Below are 14,905 nucleotides of genomic sequence, written 5' to 3'. Positions count from 1 at the left end.
GGCGGGCGCGCGGATCGGCTAGGCGCGCCCGTTCACGAATTCTTGACCATCGTTAAGGGAACCCCATGACCGACAACGTCTCGGCGGAACAGCTCCGCCTGCTCATCGAGCGCATCGAACGCCTCGAAGAGGAAAAGAAGGGCATCAGCGACGACATCAAGGACGTCTATGGCGAAGCCAAGTCGACCGGGTTCGACGTGAAGACGATGCGCACGATCATCCGCCTGCGCCGCATGGAAAAGCACCATCGCGACGAAGCGGACATGCTGCTCGAAACCTACAAGCAGGCGCTCGGCATCTAAGCAGGACCAGGGGGGCAGGGACATGGCCAGCGTCTTCCACTTCGCGACGCGCCTGCTGAAAGGGCATGGCGACCCGCAGGGCGAGGAAGAGGCCCATGTCCTCTCCGCGATCGAACGCGGCACCCCCGTCACCCGCGACGCCGCCGACGAATCGGATGCGCGCGCGACGTTCGGTGATCGGCTGGCGGACCGGGTCGCGGCGGTCGGCGGGTCGTGGGGGTTCATCATCGCTTTCACGGCCGTCCTGCTCGGATGGATGCTGCTCAATTCCGACGTGCTCTCGCATTTCGGGCTGGCGTTCGATCCTTACCCTTACATCTTTCTCAACCTGATGCTGTCGACCCTCGCCGCGATCCAGGCGCCGGTCATCATGATGAGCCAGAACCGGCAGTCGGAAAAGGATCGGCTGGCCGCGCGGCTGGACTATGAAACCAATTTGCGCGCAGAGATCGACATCCTCGCGCTGCACGCCAAGCTCGATACCGATGTGATCGATCGGCTGGCGGCGCTGGAGGCGAAGATCGACGCGCTGGCGCGAACCGCGCCCACCGCCTAAGAGCGGACCAGAACCTAAAGAGGCACCGATGGCAGGCCATAGCAAATTCAAGAACATCATGCACCGCAAGGGTGCGCAGGATAAGAAGCGGTCGGGCATGTTTTCCAAGCTCAGCCGCGAAATTACCGTCGCGGCGAAGATGGGCCTGCCCGATCCCGACATGAACCCGCGCCTGCGCGCGGCGATCAACGCCGCCAAGGCGCAGTCGATGCCCAAGGACAATATCCAGCGCGCGGTCGACAAGGCGTCGAAGGGCGACATGGAGAATTACGAGGAAATCCGCTACGAAGGCTTCGGCCCGGCGGGGGTTTCGCTCATCATTGAGGCGCTGTCCGACAACCGCAACCGCACCGCCACCAACGTGCGCACCGCCGTGTCGAAGAATGGCGGCAACCTCGGCACCGCCGGTTCGGTCAGCCACGGGTTCGACCGGGTCGGCCTCATCAACTATCCCGCCAAGGCCGGTGACGCCGAAAAGGTGTTCGAGGCGGCGCTGGAAGCCGGAGCCGAAGACGTGACGTCGAGCGAGGACGGCCACGAGATCTGGACCGCTCAGGGCGATCTGCACGAAGTCGCGAAGGCACTGGAGCCGGTGCTGGGCGAGGCGGAAGGTGCCAAGCTCGCATGGCGGCCGCAGACGATGGTGTCGGTCGGCGAGGACGATGCGGCGACGCTGTTCAAGCTGCTCGACGCGCTCGACGACGACGATGACGTCCAGACCGTGTGGGGCAATTACGAAGTGTCCGACGAGGTCATGGAGAAGCTGGGTTGATGGATCCGATCCTCCCCGGCACGGGGAGGGGGACCGCCGCGAAGCGGTGGTGGAGGGGGATGTCCAAGCAGTGCATCGCCTGTGAAAGCCCCCCTGCACCGGAGTGCGGCTGGTCTCCCTCCCCGGGCCGGGGAGGATCGTTTTGCTGATCCTCGGCCTTGACCCCGGGCTCGGCACCACCGGCTGGGGCGTGATCCGCGCCGATGGCAACCGCCTGTCCCATGTCGCCAACGGCCAGATCCGCACGGACCCGTCGATGCAGCTCCCCCGCCGCCTCGCTTTGCTGTTCGGCGCCTTGGGCGAGGTGATCCGCACCGAGCGTCCCGATGGCGCCGCGGTCGAGGAGGTGCTCGGCAACAGCAACGCGCAATCGACGCTGAAGCTCGGCCAGGCACGCGGAGTCGTGCTGTTGTCCGCATCGACGGCGGGCCTCGCGATCGGCGAATATCATCCGAGCATCGTCAAGAAGGCGGTGGTCGGCACCGGCGGCGCGGACAAGAAGCAGATTCAGGCGATGGTCGGCCATCTGCTGCCGGGCGTAAAGCTGTCCGGTCCCGACGCGGCGGATGCCTTGGCGGTGGCGATCACTCATGCGCATCACCTTGCCAGCGCACAGGCGCGGGCGCGGCGGTCGACGGGGATCGGCGCGTGAGCGTGGCCGCGACCGTATCCCCGCGCAGGCGGGGACCCAGAGCCAAACAGAACCGGCGTCGATGGTCGCCCTGGATCCCCGCCTGCGCGGGGATACGCCGTATCGAGAGAAGTCCCGCATGATCGCCCATCTCAAAGGCACGCTGTCCGTCTCCGGCATCGACCATGCGGTCATCGACGTGAACGGCGTCGGCTATCTGGTCGGCGCGTCGTCGCGCACCTTGCAGGCGCTGGGACCGGTCGGCGGCAGCGTGACGATCCATACCGAGATGCTGGTTGCCGAGGATTTCATCCGGCTGGTCGGGTTCGCGAGCGCCGACGAACGCGACTGGTTCCGTTTGCTGACCGGGGTGCAGGGCGTCGGCGCGCGGGTTGCGCTCGGCATCCTGTCGACCCTGTCGCCCGAGGAGGTGCGCACCGCGATCGTGCGGGGGGACAAGGCCAGCATCGCCCGCGCCAATGGCGTCGGTCCGAAACTGGCCCAGCGGATCGCGATGGAATTGAAGGACAAGGTCGGTGGCATCGCCATCGGTCCTGGTGCGGTCGCTCCCGCGGCTGGCGGTGATGGTGTCGAAGGTGACGCAGTATCGGCGTTGTTGAACCTTGGCTTCAAACCGGCCGAGGCGGCGACGGCGGTCGGGAAGGCGGCGGAGGAGCTGGGTTCGGGTGCCAGCCTTGACGCGCTGGTGCGGCTGGCGTTGCGCAAGGCGGCACGCTGATCGGGCGGGGGCGTGGCATGTTCCTGCTGATGTTGACACTCCAATCAGCCGCCATCTTGCCAGCGGGTACCGCGCCGCCTCTACGCGGGGAAGCGTGGCTGGTCCTGCAGACCGCCGCCGATCCGCTGGCGCTGGTCGGAGCGGATGTCACCAAGCGCGTGCCGGACGCACGGGTCATCGCGACCGAGGAATGCGACGGAATGCGTCCCGGCCTGTTCATCCTCGTGGTGAAGCCCGGTTCGTCCGCGCGAACGCGTGATGCCTATGTCCGGCGCTGTATCGCCCAACCCTATAGCGCGACGGGGCGCGGCATTCCGTCGGTCGACCCCAGCTTTGCGGCGTTGCGTGCACGGCCGGTCAATTTCGACGGCAAGGACATCGTCACCTTCATCCGCGCGAACCTGCTGGTCCGTCCTTACTATGTCGATTTGGCCAACGACCCGCGCGAGGGATTGCGCGTGGCGGTCGAGGATATGATCGATGGCCGCCGTCGCCCGATCGAACGCGACTGCAACGCTCCCGAAGTGATGCGCGGAGTCGATCATATCGCCATTGCCTGTGCCGTGGAGCAGATCGCCGGACAGCCCGTCTACCGCACCGTAATCTACCGCGCGAGCGACCTTTCGCGCGTTCGGGAGATACCGCGCTGTCGCGACCCGCAATTCTTTCGGGTCGACCTGCTGCGCTGCTGGACGCAAACGGTTTCTGCAATGGGCAAGGTGACGCTGAAACCGCGCTACGTCACGTTTTGATGGCTGACGGTGCGACGCATCTCGACCGCCTGCACGCGAACGTCTAGGGAACAGGCGTGACCGACGACCGTATCACCACCCCGATCCGCCGCCCCGACGACGTCGACGCCGCGCTGCGGCCCAAGGCGCTCGACGAATTCGTCGGGCAGCAGGCGGCGCGCGAGAATCTGCGCGTGTTCATCGATGCCGCGCGCGGGCGGGGCGATGTGCTCGACCATGTCCTGTTCTTCGGCCCGCCGGGATTGGGCAAGACGACGCTGGCGCAGATCGTCGCGCGCGAGATGGGCGTCGGCTTCCGTGCCACCTCCGGCCCGGTGATCGCGAAGTCCGGCGATCTCGCCGCGCTGCTGACGAACCTCGAGGATGGCGACGTCCTGTTCATCGACGAAATCCACCGGCTCAATCCGGCGGTCGAGGAAGTGCTGTACCCGGCGATGGAGGACCGCGCGCTCGACCTGATGATCGGGGAGGGGCCGTCGGCACGCAGCGTGCGGATCGACCTGCCGCGCTTCACTTTGGTCGGTGCGACGACGCGACAGGGGTTGCTGACCACGCCGCTGCGCGACCGGTTCGGCATCCCGATCCGCCTGCAATTCTACACGGTCGACGAACTGACGCGTGTCGTCACGCGCGCCGCCGGGCTGCTCGACCTGGGTATCGCCAAGGACGGCGCGACCGAGGTCGCCCGCCGGGCGCGGGGCACGCCGCGTATCGCCGGTCGCCTGCTGCGCCGCGTACGTGACTTCGCCAATGTCGCGGGCGTCGAGATCGTCGACGCGCGCACCGCCGATGCCGCGCTCAACCGGCTGGAGGTCGATGCCAAGGGCCTCGATGCGATGGACCGCCGCTATCTGACCATGATCGCCGATGTGTATCGCGGCGGTCCGGTCGGCGTGGAGACGCTGGCGGCGGGCCTGAGCGAGCCGCGCGACACGATCGAGGAAGTGATCGAGCCCTATCTGATCCAGATCGGCATGATCGCCCGCACCGCGCGGGGGCGGTGCCTGAATGCGGGCGGGTGGAAACATCTGGGTTTCGAGCCGCCGGCGGGGGTTCAGGACGGGCTGTTCGACTGATCAGGCGGCGATCGCCTCGGTCAGCCACGCCATTGCCGATTCCCGATCGCCGAACAGGCCATAGCCCGGCGCGGTCCGGCGCGCCTGTTGCTTCAGCAGCGTACTGCCGACGAGCACGGCGATACGCCGTGACCCGATCGACGGATCGGCCGCCATGGCGCCGAGCGCGGCCAGCGTCTCCTGATTCTGGACGGGAAAATCGAGCAGGTCGAACAACGTGACCTGCTGGCCGATCGGACAGCCGCGTTGCGGCAGCCAGGGCAATTCCCGCCGCAGCGTCCGATCGAACCGCCGCATCGTCGTGGCATCCCAGAATCCCCGCATCCGGATTTCGACGAACCGGTCCTGTGCCGAGAGGTGGATGGTGAAAGCGGAATCTTCGATGATATGGGCCGACGGCATGGCGGTATCGCTATGGATGAAGCCGTTAAGAACCGTATAAACTTCGCCTGCCGCCACTCCGAGGGTACGTGGAGGACCGTCCCCCCTTTCCCGTTCCGGCCGCGATGGTTAAAGCGGACAAATGACCGACCCCGACCAGCCGGCCGGCGGCCGCTTCGTCGGCGGCACGCATCGCTTTCCCGTCCGCATCTATTTCGAGGACACCGACCTGTCGGGCGTCGTCTATCATGCGAACTATCTGCGCTATTTCGAACGGGCGCGCAGCGACATGCTGATGATCGCCGGTATCGACCAGCGCGCGGCGCATGAAGCGGGCGAGGGCGCCTATGCGGTGCGGTCAATGCAGCTCGACTGGCGGGCGCCCGCACGGCTGAACGATGCGCTGGTCGTGGTCAGCACCGTCGAACGGGTCCGCGCGGCGGCGGTCGATATTCAGCAAACAGTCATCCGCGACGATCTTCTACTGGCGTCGGCACGGGTGGAGGTCGCGTTCGTGGCCCCCGGCGGGCGGCCGCGTCGCCAGCCGGCGGCGTGGATCGACACCTTCGCCGCGCTGGTCGCAACCGATAAAGGGGCATGATGGACGTTTTCGTGAACACCGACGCCGCGACCATGTCGCCGGTCGCGCTCTTCCTTCAGGCCGACTGGGTGGTGAAGGCGGTGATGCTGGGGCTGCTGGCGGCGAGCATCTGGACCTGGGCGATCATCGTCGGCTTCCTGGTCCGCGCCCGCAAGGTGCGGCGCGACATCGACCGGTTCGAAACCGAGTTCGAACAGGCCGAGGATATCGACGCGTTCCACCGGTTGCAGGGATCGCGCGACACCGCCATCGCCCGCGTCTTTTCGTCGGGTGTGCGTGAATGGCGCCGCTCGACCGCGTCGAAGCAGATCGATCGGGAGGGGACCCGCGAACGCCTTGCCACCGCCATGGCGTCGAGCGTGGCGGATGAGAGCGAGACGCTGGCCGACCGGCTCAACATCCTCGCGACGGTCGGATCGGTCGCGCCGTTCGTCGGGTTGTTCGGTACGGTGTGGGGCATCATGCGGTCGTTCACCGCGATCGCGTCCGAACAGAACACTTCGCTGGCGGTGGTCGCGCCGGGCATTGCCGAGGCGTTGTTCGCGACCGCCATCGGCCTGTTCGCAGCGATCCCGGCGGTCATCGCCTATAACCGCTTCAGCCACCGCGTGAACCGGATCGAGGCGCGGCTGAACCGCTTTGCCGATGCGTTCCACGCGACGCTGTCGCGCCAGCTCGAAGGCGTCTGATCCATGGGCATCAACCTGCCGTCGGCAAAGGGAAAAGGGCGCCGGGCACCGATGGCGGAGATCAACGTCACGCCGCTGGTCGACGTGATGCTGGTGCTGCTGATCATCTTCATGGTGACCGCACCGCTGATGACCGCGGGTGTGCCGGTAAACCTGCCCGACAGCCGTGCCAAGGCGGTCGAGCCGACCCAGCAGCCGGTGACGCTGTCGATGGATGCCGATGGGCGGACCTATATCGACGATGTCGAAGTGTCCGCCGACAACCTGCCGGGCGAACTGGAAAAGATCGCGGCGGCGGGTGCCGGCGCGACCGAGCCTCGGCAGGTCATGCTGCGCGCCGACCGCAGCCTCGACTATGGCCGGGTCAATGCGGTGCTGGGCGAACTCAACCGCGCCGGGTTGAACCGCGTGTCGCTGATCAGCGTGGCGCAGTAAGCCCATGCAGAAGGCGGAGAAGATCGGGCTTGGCGCGGCGGTTGCGGGACATGTCGTCCTGTTCGGCCTGTTGTCGGTCGGCTTTCTCGCCACGCCGAACCCGGTGAAGTTGAAGAACCAGCCGATGGACGTCAGCTTCGCCGAAGAGGTTGCGGCCGAACAGAGCGCGCCCGAACAGACCGACGCGCCGGCGATCAGCCAGGCGCCGGAAACCGGCGCGCCCGAGGAGGCGGCACCGAGCGAACCGGTGAGCGAGCCGGAGGCCGCACCGGAACCCGAACCCGCCCCGCCGGCGCCTGCGCCCCGGTCGCAGCCGGCGCCACGCCCGGAACCCAGGCCTGCGCCCAAGCCGGCGCCGGCCCCCAAGCCCGTACCGAAACCGGTGCCCAAGCCGGCGCCGAAGCCCGCTCCGGCGCCGAAGCCCGAACCCAAGCCGGCTCCGGCGCGGCAACCGGCTCGACCTGCGCCCGCCCGCCCGACGGCGGTTGCGAAGGCGCCGCCCAAGGCCGCCCCGGCCAAGCCTTCGCCAGCACCCGCCAAACCGGCGACCAAGCCTGCGACGACGCGCGGACAGGGGAATAATGCACAGGCAACGGCGCAGCGTCCGCGCGGCGGGCGTCTGGGCAATGATTTCCTGAAGGGCATCGCGGACACGCCCGCGCCGGGCAAGGCGCCGGCGCCGCGCGGCACCGCGGTCAGCGCGCAGTCGGTCGCCGGCCTCGCCAGCGCGATCCAGCGGCAGGTGCAGCCCTGCGCCAACAAGATTCCGAACCCCGGCCCCGGCGCGAACCAGATCCGGTCGCGCATCCGGTTGCAGATGCGGTCGGACGGGACCTTTGCCGCCAGGCCCGAACTGCGCGGGCAGACGGGAATCGACGACGAGAATCGCCGCTATGCGCAGCGCGTATCCGAACTGGCGATCGCCGCGCTGACGCAGTGCGCGCCGTACGAATTGCCCGCCGACCTGTATGAAGGCGGGTGGAAAGACATCATCATCAACTACAAGCTGCCCGGCTGACCGGAGGGGATGTATGCGTAAACTGACGATGGCACTGGGCGCGGTCCTCGCGAGCCTGCTGGCGGCACCGGCCGCCTTCGCGCAGGTCGAGGTCGATATCGAGGGCGGCATTTCCGAACCGCTGCCGATCGCGGTGCCGGTGATGCCGACGCCGCAGATTGCCTCCACCCCCGCCGGGTCGACCGACGCGCTGGGGCGGCAGCTGGCGGAGATCGTCGCCAACGACCTGCGCAATTCGGGGCTGTTCAAGCCCGCCGGCCCGGCCGGGCTGCCCGCCATCGCGATGGCGCAGGTGCAGGCGCCCGACTATGCCGCGTGGAGCAATGCGCAGGCGCTGGTGCAGGGCTATGTCCGCGCCGAGGGTAACGGCACGCTGACCATTGGCTGCTATCTCTACGACACGTTCGGGCGCACCGAACTGACGCGGCAGGGGTTCAACGTGGCGCCCGCCGAATGGCGCCGCGCTGCCCACAAATGCGCCGATGCGGTCTATACCCGCCTGTCGGGCGAGAGCGCCTATTTCGACAGCCGCATCGTCTATGTCAGCGAGACGGGGCCGAAGGGCAATCGCATCAAGCGGCTGGCGATCATGGACCAGGACGGGGCCAATCACCGCTTCCTGACCAACGGCCAGTCGATCGTGCTGACGCCGCGTTTCGCGCCGAACCAGCAGTCGATCGTCTATATGAGCTACGCCAATGAGCGGCCGGCGATCTATGTCCTCGACCTCGACAGCGGGCGGCAGCGGTTGCTGGTGCAGAACGCCTCGCTGACGTTTGCGCCGCGCTTCTCGCCCGATGGCCGCTATGTGCTGTTCTCGATGGCGCAGGCGGGCAATACCGACATCTACCGCGTGTCCGCATCGGGCGGCAGTCCGCAGCGGCTGACCAATGCGCCGGGGATCGACACCGGGGGCAGCTATTCGCCCGATGGCTCCAAGATCGTGTTCGAAAGCGACCGGTCGGGGTCGCAGCAGCTCTATGTGATGAACGCCGACGGGTCGAACCAGCAGCGGATCAGCTTTGGCGGCGGGCGCTATGCGACGCCGGTATGGAGCCCGCGCGGCGACCTGATCGCCTTTACCCGGCAGGGCGGCGGATCGTTCCGCGTCGGCATCATGTCGCCCAGCGGCGGGGGCGAAAAGCTGTTGTCCGACGCCTGGGGCGATGAAGGGCCGAGCTGGTCGCCCAATGGCCGCGTGCTCACCTTCTTCCGCAGCGCGCAGGGGTCGGGCCGGACGCAGATCTGGTCGGTCGACCTGACCGGCGCGAACATCCGCCGCATTCCGACCGCGCTCGACGGGTCGGACCCGAGCTGGGGGCCGCTGCGCCCCTGATCGTTCACCAACGGGGACCAATCCGCTACAGGGGCATTGTAGCGAGGAGCGAAACGACCAAGGGAGGTTTCGATGACCAAGTTTTCCACCACGCTGATCGTGGCAGGCGCGCTGCTGGCGACGGCGGGCTGCGCCAAGAAGCGGCCCGAAGTGCTGCCGCCCGCACCGGGCCAGACCGTCGATCCGAATGCGGGCACCGGCGGCACGGGCACCGGGACCGGCGCCAATGGCGTCGTGCCGGGATCGCGCGCCGATTTCCAGCAGTCGGTCGCCAGCGACACGATCAATTTCGGTCTCGACCAGTACGATATCGACGCGACCGCGCGGCAGATCCTCGACAGCCAGGCGCAGTGGCTGACGCGCTATCCCAATGTCCGCGTGACGATCGAGGGGCATGCCGACGAACGCGGCACCCGCGAATATAACCTCGCGCTGGGCGATCGTCGCGCCAATGCCGCGAGCAGCTACCTGGCGACGCGCGGCATTTCGCCGTCGCGGATCACGACGATCAGCTATGGCAAGGAACGCCCGCTGGCGCTGGGTTCGGACGAAGCGGCGTGGGCGCAGAACCGTCGCGCCGTCACGGTCGTCCTCCAGTAATCCGATGCGGCGGCGGTGCGCGACGCGCCGCCGCCGGTCAGTCGAGCGGGCGTGCCGCCGACCATTTGCGCCGTTTCTTGACGAAGCGGGTTTCGTAGCGGCGAACGACCGGATCGCCCGCCAGCATCGCATCGGCGAAGCGGTTGTAGTCGGCCATGTCCGCGACCACGACCATCAGCGTCAGGTCGAACGTTCCGGTCACTTCGAGGATCGCCTGCACCTCCGGCACCGCATCCAGCCGCCGCAGCAGCGCCTCGATATGCGGCAGGGCGTGGCGGTCGAGCTGGATATCGACGAGCGCCGACAGGAAGGGACCGACCCGGTCCGACACGATCGAGACATCGGCGACGATCGTCCCGTCCTCCCGCATCCGCCGCACCCGCCGGGTGATCGCGGACGGCGACAGGGCGACGTCGCGCGCGAGATCGTCGGCGGTGCGCAGCGCGTCGCGTTGCAGCCAGTGGAGCAGTTCGCGATCATAGCGATCCAGATCGCGCATTCCCGTTCCAGGCCCCCGCCGCATTGCCGGTTTTCGGCGATGTCGCCCCGTTCTTTGCCGAAATCGGGCAGGGCAGCCAAGCGATAAAACGGAACGTCACCGGGAGGAATTATGCGTCGCTGGATCGTTGCTTCATCATTGTCGCTGGCCATGGCCGGCATCGCCGTCGCGCAGGCGCCCGCCGACGATCCCGCCGCCGTCGTCGCGGCGACCCGGAAGGCGATCAGCGAACGCTATGTCCTGCCCGATACCGCCGCCCGGCTGAGCGCGGCGCTGGCTTCGCCGGCGCATTATCGCGGTCTGTCGGGTGAGGCGCTGGCCGAGCGGATCAATGCCGATCTGCGCACGGTTACTGCCGACAAGCATCTGGGCATCCGGTACGACCCGACCATGGCGGCGATGCTGGGCAGTCAGCCTTTGCCCGACGATGACGCGGCGATGCCGCCGGCCATGGCACGGATGATCGCGCGGCAGAATGGCGGCGTCCGGGCGATGGAGGTGCTGCCCGGCAATATCCGCATGGTCGCCTATGACGGGTTCGCTTGGGGCACGCCGGAGGCCGAGGCGGCGATCGTCGGCGCGATGCAGTTCCTGCGCGGTGGCGACGCGTACATCATCGATCTGCGCCGCAATGGCGGCGGGTCGCCGGGAGCGGTCGCGGCATTAGCCAGCTATTTCGTGCCCGCCGGCACGCCGTTGATGCGCTTCGAGATGCGCGGCAAGCCGGGCGAGGCGACCACCGCGCCCAAGGCGCCGTTCAGCCTGGCCGGCAAGCCGCTCTATGTGCTGACCAGCGGCGGCACCGCATCGGCGGCGGAGGAGTTCGCGACCCATGTATCGGCGCTGGGCTTCGGTACGCTGGTCGGCGAGCGGACCGCCGGGGCGGGCTTTCGCAACGACCTGCTGCCCATCGGCAAGAGCTATGTGCTGAGCGTATCGAGCGGGCGGGCGATCAGCCTGAAGACCGGCAAGGATTGGGAAGCGGTGGGGGTTGCTCCCGCCATCGCCGTGCCGGTCGATCGGGCGCTGGCTGCGGCGCAGGCGGCGGCGATGAGCGCGATTGCGGCGAAGGCCGGCGGCGACGAACGGCGCGAGGCGGAGCGGCTGGCCGCCTTCTACCGGGCCATGGCGACGCCGGTGCGGGCAGCGCATCCGCTGGCGGACTATGCCGGAAGCTATGGCGAGCGGCGGCTGGTCGTCAGCGGCGACCGGCTGACCAGCAGCCGCGGTGGACGCGCGCCGTCGCCGCTGGTGCCGATCGAGGGGAATGTCATGGTGCCGGAAGGTGACCCTTTGTCGCGCTTCCGCTTCGTGGAGGAGGGCGGGCGGATCGTCGCGCTGGAGGTCGAACGGATCGACGGGTCGGTCGAGCGCGTGGCGCGTGGCGCGGGGTAAGGGTTGTCGGTTGGTCGTCACCCGCGCGAGCGACGGGGCATGCGGCGGCAAGGAGGGCGGGAGTTATCCCATGTCGACCGTCAGGGGTCGGAGTGACCTCTCCGTCCTTGGCACCGATCGACGTTCAGCGACAATCGTGAGTGTTCGTCATTCCCGCGCAGGCGGGAAGTCCATAGACGCCGAGGTTTCGGCTGGCTTCGCGACGCTGGCGCATCGGGACTCCCGCCTGCGTGGGAGTGACGGGAGTATCCGGGCGAGCTTATGGTCCGGACGGCGTGTTCTCGACGGTCGCTTCTCGACAAGCTCGAAGCTGCTCGAACCGAACGGTTTCGTGTAATGATTACAAGGAGTTACCGGACAGAGGCGTTTCAAAGTTCACTAAGTTCACACTCGTGCGCAGTGCGTGCGTTGCGTGGACTTGGCCATTCGGCGGCGGCGTGGCGTGTTCCGTTGGAAAGAGCGCCAGCGATCATGACGATGCCGCGAATTGTAGGAAAGGGTCATCGTGGGCGATCGTTTTGCGCTAACGCAGGAAGGACCCCAGCCTTCGCCGGGATGACGCGAGCAGGTGGCATCCGGCCTTAGAGCATGATGACTTCAGGCATAGCCGTTCGTCCTGAGTAGCCGCTGGAGCTTGGCGAAGGGGCGTATCGAAGGACTGCCACAGATGCTTCGATACGGGTCTTCGACAAGCTCAGCCCCTACTCAGCACAAACGGGTAGAGTTCATGTCATTGGATCTAAACGAAAACCGCCCCGTAGATCGCTCTACGGGGCGGAGTCGTGTCAGGCGCCGGCGGCGGCCTTGGTCTTGCCGCCCTTGCGCGGTTTCTTGGGCGCGGCGGGGGTCATTTCGAAGGCGAGGGCATTGTCCTTCAACCGGACCTTCACCTCGCCGCCATGGACGAGCTTGCCGAACAGCAGCTCCTCGGCCAGCGGCTGCTTGATCTTGTCCTGGATCAGGCGGCCCATCGGCCGTGCGCCGTAGAGCTTGTCATAGCCGCGCTCGGTCAGCCACGTCTTCGCTTCGTCGTCCAGATGGATATGGACGCCGCGATCGGCCAGCTGGAGTTCGAGCTGGAGGATGAACTTGTCCACGACGCGCGCGACGACTTCCGGCGGCAGATAGCCGAACGGCACGATCGCATCGAGGCGGTTGCGGAATTCGGGGGTGAAGAGCTTCTTCACCGCTTCCTCCTGCACGTCCTCGCGGTCGATCTGGCCGAAGCCGATCGATTCCTTGGCCATGTCCGATGCGCCCGCATTGGTCGTCATGATCAGGATGACGTTGCGGAAATCGACGGTCTTGCCGTGGTGGTCGGTCAGCTTGCCGTTGTCCATCACCTGCAACAGGATGTTAAACAGGTCGGGATGCGCCTTCTCGATCTCGTCGAGCAGCAGCACGCAATGCGGCTGCTGGTCGATCGCGTCGGTCAGCAGGCCGCCCTGGTCATAGCCGACATAGCCCGGAGGGGCACCGATCAGCCGGCTGACCGAATGGCGCTCCATATATTCGGACATGTCGAAGCGCTGGAGCGGAATGCCCATGATCTCCGACAGCTGACGCGCGACCTCGGTCTTGCCGACGCCGGTGGGGCCGGTGAAGAGATAGTTGCCGATCGGCTTGTCGGGGTCACGCAGGCCGGCGCGCGACAGCTTGATCGCCGAGGACAGCGCCTTGATCGCGTCGTCCTGCCCGAACACCACCCGCTTGAGGTCGAGTTCGAGATTGGCGAGCACGCGGGTATCGTCGGTCGACACGGTCTTTGGCGGGATGCGGGCCATCGTCGCGATGACCGCCTCGATCTCCTTGGCGGTGATCGTCTTCTTCCGCTTGGGCGCCGGCACCAGCATCTGCATCGCGCCGACCTCGTCGATCACATCGATCGCCTTGTCGGGCAGCTTGCGGTCGTTGATGTAGCGCGCCGACAATTCCACCGCCGACTTGATCGAATCGGGGGTGTACTTGACCTTGTGATGCTCCTCGAACGCCGTGCGCAGGCCGGTCAGGATCTTGATCGTATCCTCGACCGAGGGTTCGTTCACGTCGATCTTCTGGAACCGGCGCAGCAGCGCGCGATCCTTTTCGAAGTGGTTGCGGAACTCCTTGTAGGTCGTCGAGCCGATACAGCGAATCTGTCCGCCCGACAGCGCGGGCTTCAACAGGTTCGACGCGTCCATCGCCCCGCCGCTGGTCGCGCCGGCGCCGATGACGGTGTGAATTTCGTCGATGAAGAGGACCGCGTGGGGCAGTTTTTCCAGCTCGGTCACGACCTGCTTCAGCCGTTCCTCGAAATCGCCGCGATAGCGGGTGCCGGCGAGCAGCGCGCCCATGTCGAGCGAATAGATCACCGCAGGCAGCAGCACTTCGGGCACGTCGCCCTCGACGATCTTGCGCGCGAGGCCTTCGGCGATGGCGGTCTTGCCGACGCCGGGGTCGCCCACATAGAGCGGGTTGTTCTTCGAACGGCGGCAGAGAATCTGCACGGTGCGGTCGACCTCGGCCGACCGGCCGATCAGCGGGTCGACCTTGCCGGTCTTCGCCTTCTCGTTCAGGTCGACGCAGAACTGCTTGAGCGCGCTCTCGTTCTTGCCCTTATCGGCAGCCTTGGGGCTTTCCTTTTCCTCGGCACCCTTGGGCGCGGGGGTTTCGGTGGCGGTCGATCCGCCCTTGCCGACGCCGTGGCTGATGAAGCTGACGGCATCGAGGCGGCTCATATCCTGCTGTTGCAGGAAATAGACGGCATAGGTCTCGCGCTCGCTGAACATCGCGACCAGCACATTGGCACCAGTCACTTCGTCACGGCCCGACGACTGCACGTGCAGGATCGCGCGCTGCACGACGCGCTGGAAGCTGCTGGTCGGCGAGGGGTCGGTCGCGGCGTCGAGTTTGAACGTGTCGAGTTCGGTGTCGAGATAATGGGCGACGGTCGCGCGCAGTTCGTCGAGGTCGACGCCGCAGCCGGTCATCACCTTGGCCGCATCGACATCGTCGGTCAGCGCGAACAGGAGGTGTTCGAGCGTCGCATATTCGTGCCGGCGCGAGGATGCGGCCTCGAGCGCCTTGTGCAGCGTGGATTCCAGTGCGGATGCGAAGGATGGCATTCAGTTCACTCCGGTCGGC

Annotated in this window: 17 protein-coding genes; 14 read left to right on the top strand and 3 right to left on the bottom strand. The window is 66.9% G+C overall.

Annotated features, from left to right (window positions below):
* The first annotated feature begins 65 nt into the window (after positions 1 to 65).
* The 7 genes from AVT10_RS07445 to ruvB all read left to right on the top strand — a co-directional run bounded on the left by AVT10_RS07445 (position 66) and on the right by ruvB (position 4,828).
* Positions 66 to 302: a DUF2312 domain-containing protein gene (locus AVT10_RS07445; RefSeq protein ID WP_066689655.1), complete on the top strand. Its 237-nt coding sequence runs from the start codon at positions 66 to 68 to the stop codon at positions 300 to 302.
* A 22-nt stretch (positions 303 to 324) separates the two neighbouring features.
* Positions 325 to 858, top strand: a complete 534-nt coding sequence (locus tag AVT10_RS07440; protein WP_066689654.1) for a DUF1003 domain-containing protein — start codon at positions 325 to 327, stop codon at positions 856 to 858.
* A 28-nt stretch (positions 859 to 886) separates the two neighbouring features.
* Positions 887 to 1,630: a YebC/PmpR family DNA-binding transcriptional regulator gene (locus tag AVT10_RS07435; protein ID WP_055763231.1), complete on the top strand. Its 744-nt coding sequence runs from the start codon at positions 887 to 889 to the stop codon at positions 1,628 to 1,630.
* A 142-nt stretch (positions 1,631 to 1,772) separates the two neighbouring features.
* The gene (gene ruvC / locus AVT10_RS07430; protein WP_066689653.1) at positions 1,773 to 2,282 is read left to right on the top strand and encodes a crossover junction endodeoxyribonuclease RuvC; all 510 of its coding nucleotides are present in this window, start codon (positions 1,773 to 1,775) and stop codon (positions 2,280 to 2,282) included.
* Between the two features lie 118 nt (positions 2,283 to 2,400).
* Entirely contained in the window at positions 2,401 to 3,000 is a 600-nt protein-coding gene (ruvA, locus tag AVT10_RS07425; RefSeq protein WP_066689652.1) for a Holliday junction branch migration protein RuvA, read from the top strand.
* A gap of 17 nt (positions 3,001 to 3,017) precedes the next feature.
* Complete coding sequence (locus tag AVT10_RS07420) at positions 3,018 to 3,752, top strand: hypothetical protein (RefSeq protein ID WP_066689651.1); 735 nt, start codon at positions 3,018 to 3,020, stop codon at positions 3,750 to 3,752.
* Positions 3,753 to 3,808: 56 nt separating this feature from the next.
* The gene (ruvB, locus tag AVT10_RS07415; RefSeq protein ID WP_066689650.1) at positions 3,809 to 4,828 is read left to right on the top strand and encodes a Holliday junction branch migration DNA helicase RuvB; all 1,020 of its coding nucleotides are present in this window, start codon (positions 3,809 to 3,811) and stop codon (positions 4,826 to 4,828) included.
* On the opposite strand, the gene AVT10_RS07410 is transcribed toward ruvB, so the two are convergent.
* Positions 4,829 to 5,230: a hypothetical protein gene (locus AVT10_RS07410; RefSeq protein ID WP_066689649.1), complete on the bottom strand. Its 402-nt coding sequence runs from the start codon at positions 5,228 to 5,230 to the stop codon at positions 4,829 to 4,831.
* A gap of 121 nt (positions 5,231 to 5,351) precedes the next feature.
* On the opposite strand from AVT10_RS07410, the gene AVT10_RS07405 reads away from it, so the two are divergent.
* The 6 genes from AVT10_RS07405 (at position 5,352) to pal (ending at position 9,888) form a co-directional block, all read left to right on the top strand.
* The gene (locus AVT10_RS07405; protein ID WP_066689648.1) at positions 5,352 to 5,810 is read left to right on the top strand and encodes a YbgC/FadM family acyl-CoA thioesterase; all 459 of its coding nucleotides are present in this window, start codon (positions 5,352 to 5,354) and stop codon (positions 5,808 to 5,810) included.
* Complete coding sequence (gene tolQ, locus AVT10_RS07400; RefSeq protein WP_420038498.1) at positions 5,810 to 6,499, top strand: protein TolQ; 690 nt, start codon at positions 5,810 to 5,812, stop codon at positions 6,497 to 6,499. The genes AVT10_RS07405 and tolQ overlap by 1 nt, the downstream gene beginning before the upstream one ends.
* Before the next feature lie 3 nt (positions 6,500 to 6,502).
* Positions 6,503 to 6,934: an ExbD/TolR family protein gene (locus AVT10_RS07395; protein ID WP_066689646.1), complete on the top strand. Its 432-nt coding sequence runs from the start codon at positions 6,503 to 6,505 to the stop codon at positions 6,932 to 6,934.
* Positions 6,935 to 6,938: 4 nt separating this feature from the next.
* The gene (locus AVT10_RS07390; RefSeq protein ID WP_066689645.1) at positions 6,939 to 7,952 is read left to right on the top strand and encodes a cell envelope biogenesis protein TolA; all 1,014 of its coding nucleotides are present in this window, start codon (positions 6,939 to 6,941) and stop codon (positions 7,950 to 7,952) included.
* A gap of 28 nt (positions 7,953 to 7,980) precedes the next feature.
* Positions 7,981 to 9,288, top strand: a complete 1,308-nt coding sequence (gene tolB, locus AVT10_RS07385) for a Tol-Pal system beta propeller repeat protein TolB (protein ID WP_066689644.1) — start codon at positions 7,981 to 7,983, stop codon at positions 9,286 to 9,288.
* Positions 9,289 to 9,360: 72 nt separating this feature from the next.
* Entirely contained in the window at positions 9,361 to 9,888 is a 528-nt protein-coding gene (gene pal / locus AVT10_RS07380) for a peptidoglycan-associated lipoprotein Pal (RefSeq protein WP_066689643.1), read from the top strand.
* 37 nt (positions 9,889 to 9,925) lie between these two features.
* Here the strand turns inward: pal and AVT10_RS07375 are convergent, their stop codons facing one another.
* Complete coding sequence (locus AVT10_RS07375) at positions 9,926 to 10,387, bottom strand: Lrp/AsnC family transcriptional regulator (protein ID WP_066689642.1); 462 nt, start codon at positions 10,385 to 10,387, stop codon at positions 9,926 to 9,928.
* Positions 10,388 to 10,498: 111 nt separating this feature from the next.
* On the opposite strand from AVT10_RS07375, the gene AVT10_RS07370 reads away from it, so the two are divergent.
* The gene (locus AVT10_RS07370; protein WP_084401466.1) at positions 10,499 to 11,782 is read left to right on the top strand and encodes a S41 family peptidase; all 1,284 of its coding nucleotides are present in this window, start codon (positions 10,499 to 10,501) and stop codon (positions 11,780 to 11,782) included.
* Between the two features lie 785 nt (positions 11,783 to 12,567).
* Here the strand turns inward: AVT10_RS07370 and clpA are convergent.
* Positions 12,568 to 14,886, bottom strand: a complete 2,319-nt coding sequence (clpA, locus tag AVT10_RS07365) for an ATP-dependent Clp protease ATP-binding subunit ClpA (protein WP_066689640.1) — start codon at positions 14,884 to 14,886, stop codon at positions 12,568 to 12,570.
* Positions 14,887 to 14,905: the final 19 nt, after the last annotated feature.

The organism is Sphingomonas hankookensis, assembly GCF_001619955.1.
GTDB classification, from domain to species: Bacteria; Pseudomonadota; Alphaproteobacteria; order Sphingomonadales; family Sphingomonadaceae; genus Sphingomonas; species Sphingomonas hankookensis_A.
This window is presented reverse-complemented; position numbering and strand designations above follow the sequence as displayed.

What these genes read in the sequence shown, in the direction of transcription:
- AVT10_RS07440 (WP_066689654.1), top strand. Translation starts at nt 325, where the DNA reads ATGGCCAGCGTCTTCCACTTCGCGACGCGCCTGCTGAAAGGGCATGGC.
- AVT10_RS07370 (WP_084401466.1), top strand. Translation starts at nt 10,499, where the DNA reads ATGCGTCGCTGGATCGTTGCTTCATCATTGTCGCTGGCCATGGCCGGC.
- AVT10_RS07395 (WP_066689646.1), top strand. Translation starts at nt 6,503, where the DNA reads ATGGGCATCAACCTGCCGTCGGCAAAGGGAAAAGGGCGCCGGGCACCG.
- AVT10_RS07410 (WP_066689649.1), bottom strand. Translation starts at nt 5,230, where the DNA reads ATGCCGTCGGCCCATATCATCGAAGATTCCGCTTTCACCATCCACCTC.
- AVT10_RS07435 (WP_055763231.1), top strand. Translation starts at nt 887, where the DNA reads ATGGCAGGCCATAGCAAATTCAAGAACATCATGCACCGCAAGGGTGCG.
- tolB (WP_066689644.1), top strand. Translation starts at nt 7,981, where the DNA reads ATGGCACTGGGCGCGGTCCTCGCGAGCCTGCTGGCGGCACCGGCCGCC.
- AVT10_RS07390 (WP_066689645.1), top strand. Translation starts at nt 6,939, where the DNA reads ATGCAGAAGGCGGAGAAGATCGGGCTTGGCGCGGCGGTTGCGGGACAT.
- clpA (WP_066689640.1), bottom strand. Translation starts at nt 14,886, where the DNA reads ATGCCATCCTTCGCATCCGCACTGGAATCCACGCTGCACAAGGCGCTC.
- AVT10_RS07420 (WP_066689651.1), top strand. Translation starts at nt 3,018, where the DNA reads ATGTTCCTGCTGATGTTGACACTCCAATCAGCCGCCATCTTGCCAGCG.
- AVT10_RS07375 (WP_066689642.1), bottom strand. Translation starts at nt 10,387, where the DNA reads ATGCGCGATCTGGATCGCTATGATCGCGAACTGCTCCACTGGCTGCAA.
- AVT10_RS07405 (WP_066689648.1), top strand. Translation starts at nt 5,352, where the DNA reads ATGACCGACCCCGACCAGCCGGCCGGCGGCCGCTTCGTCGGCGGCACG.
- ruvA (WP_066689652.1), top strand. Translation starts at nt 2,401, where the DNA reads ATGATCGCCCATCTCAAAGGCACGCTGTCCGTCTCCGGCATCGACCAT.
- pal (WP_066689643.1), top strand. Translation starts at nt 9,361, where the DNA reads ATGACCAAGTTTTCCACCACGCTGATCGTGGCAGGCGCGCTGCTGGCG.
- AVT10_RS07445 (WP_066689655.1), top strand. Translation starts at nt 66, where the DNA reads ATGACCGACAACGTCTCGGCGGAACAGCTCCGCCTGCTCATCGAGCGC.
- tolQ (WP_420038498.1), top strand. Translation starts at nt 5,810, where the DNA reads ATGGACGTTTTCGTGAACACCGACGCCGCGACCATGTCGCCGGTCGCG.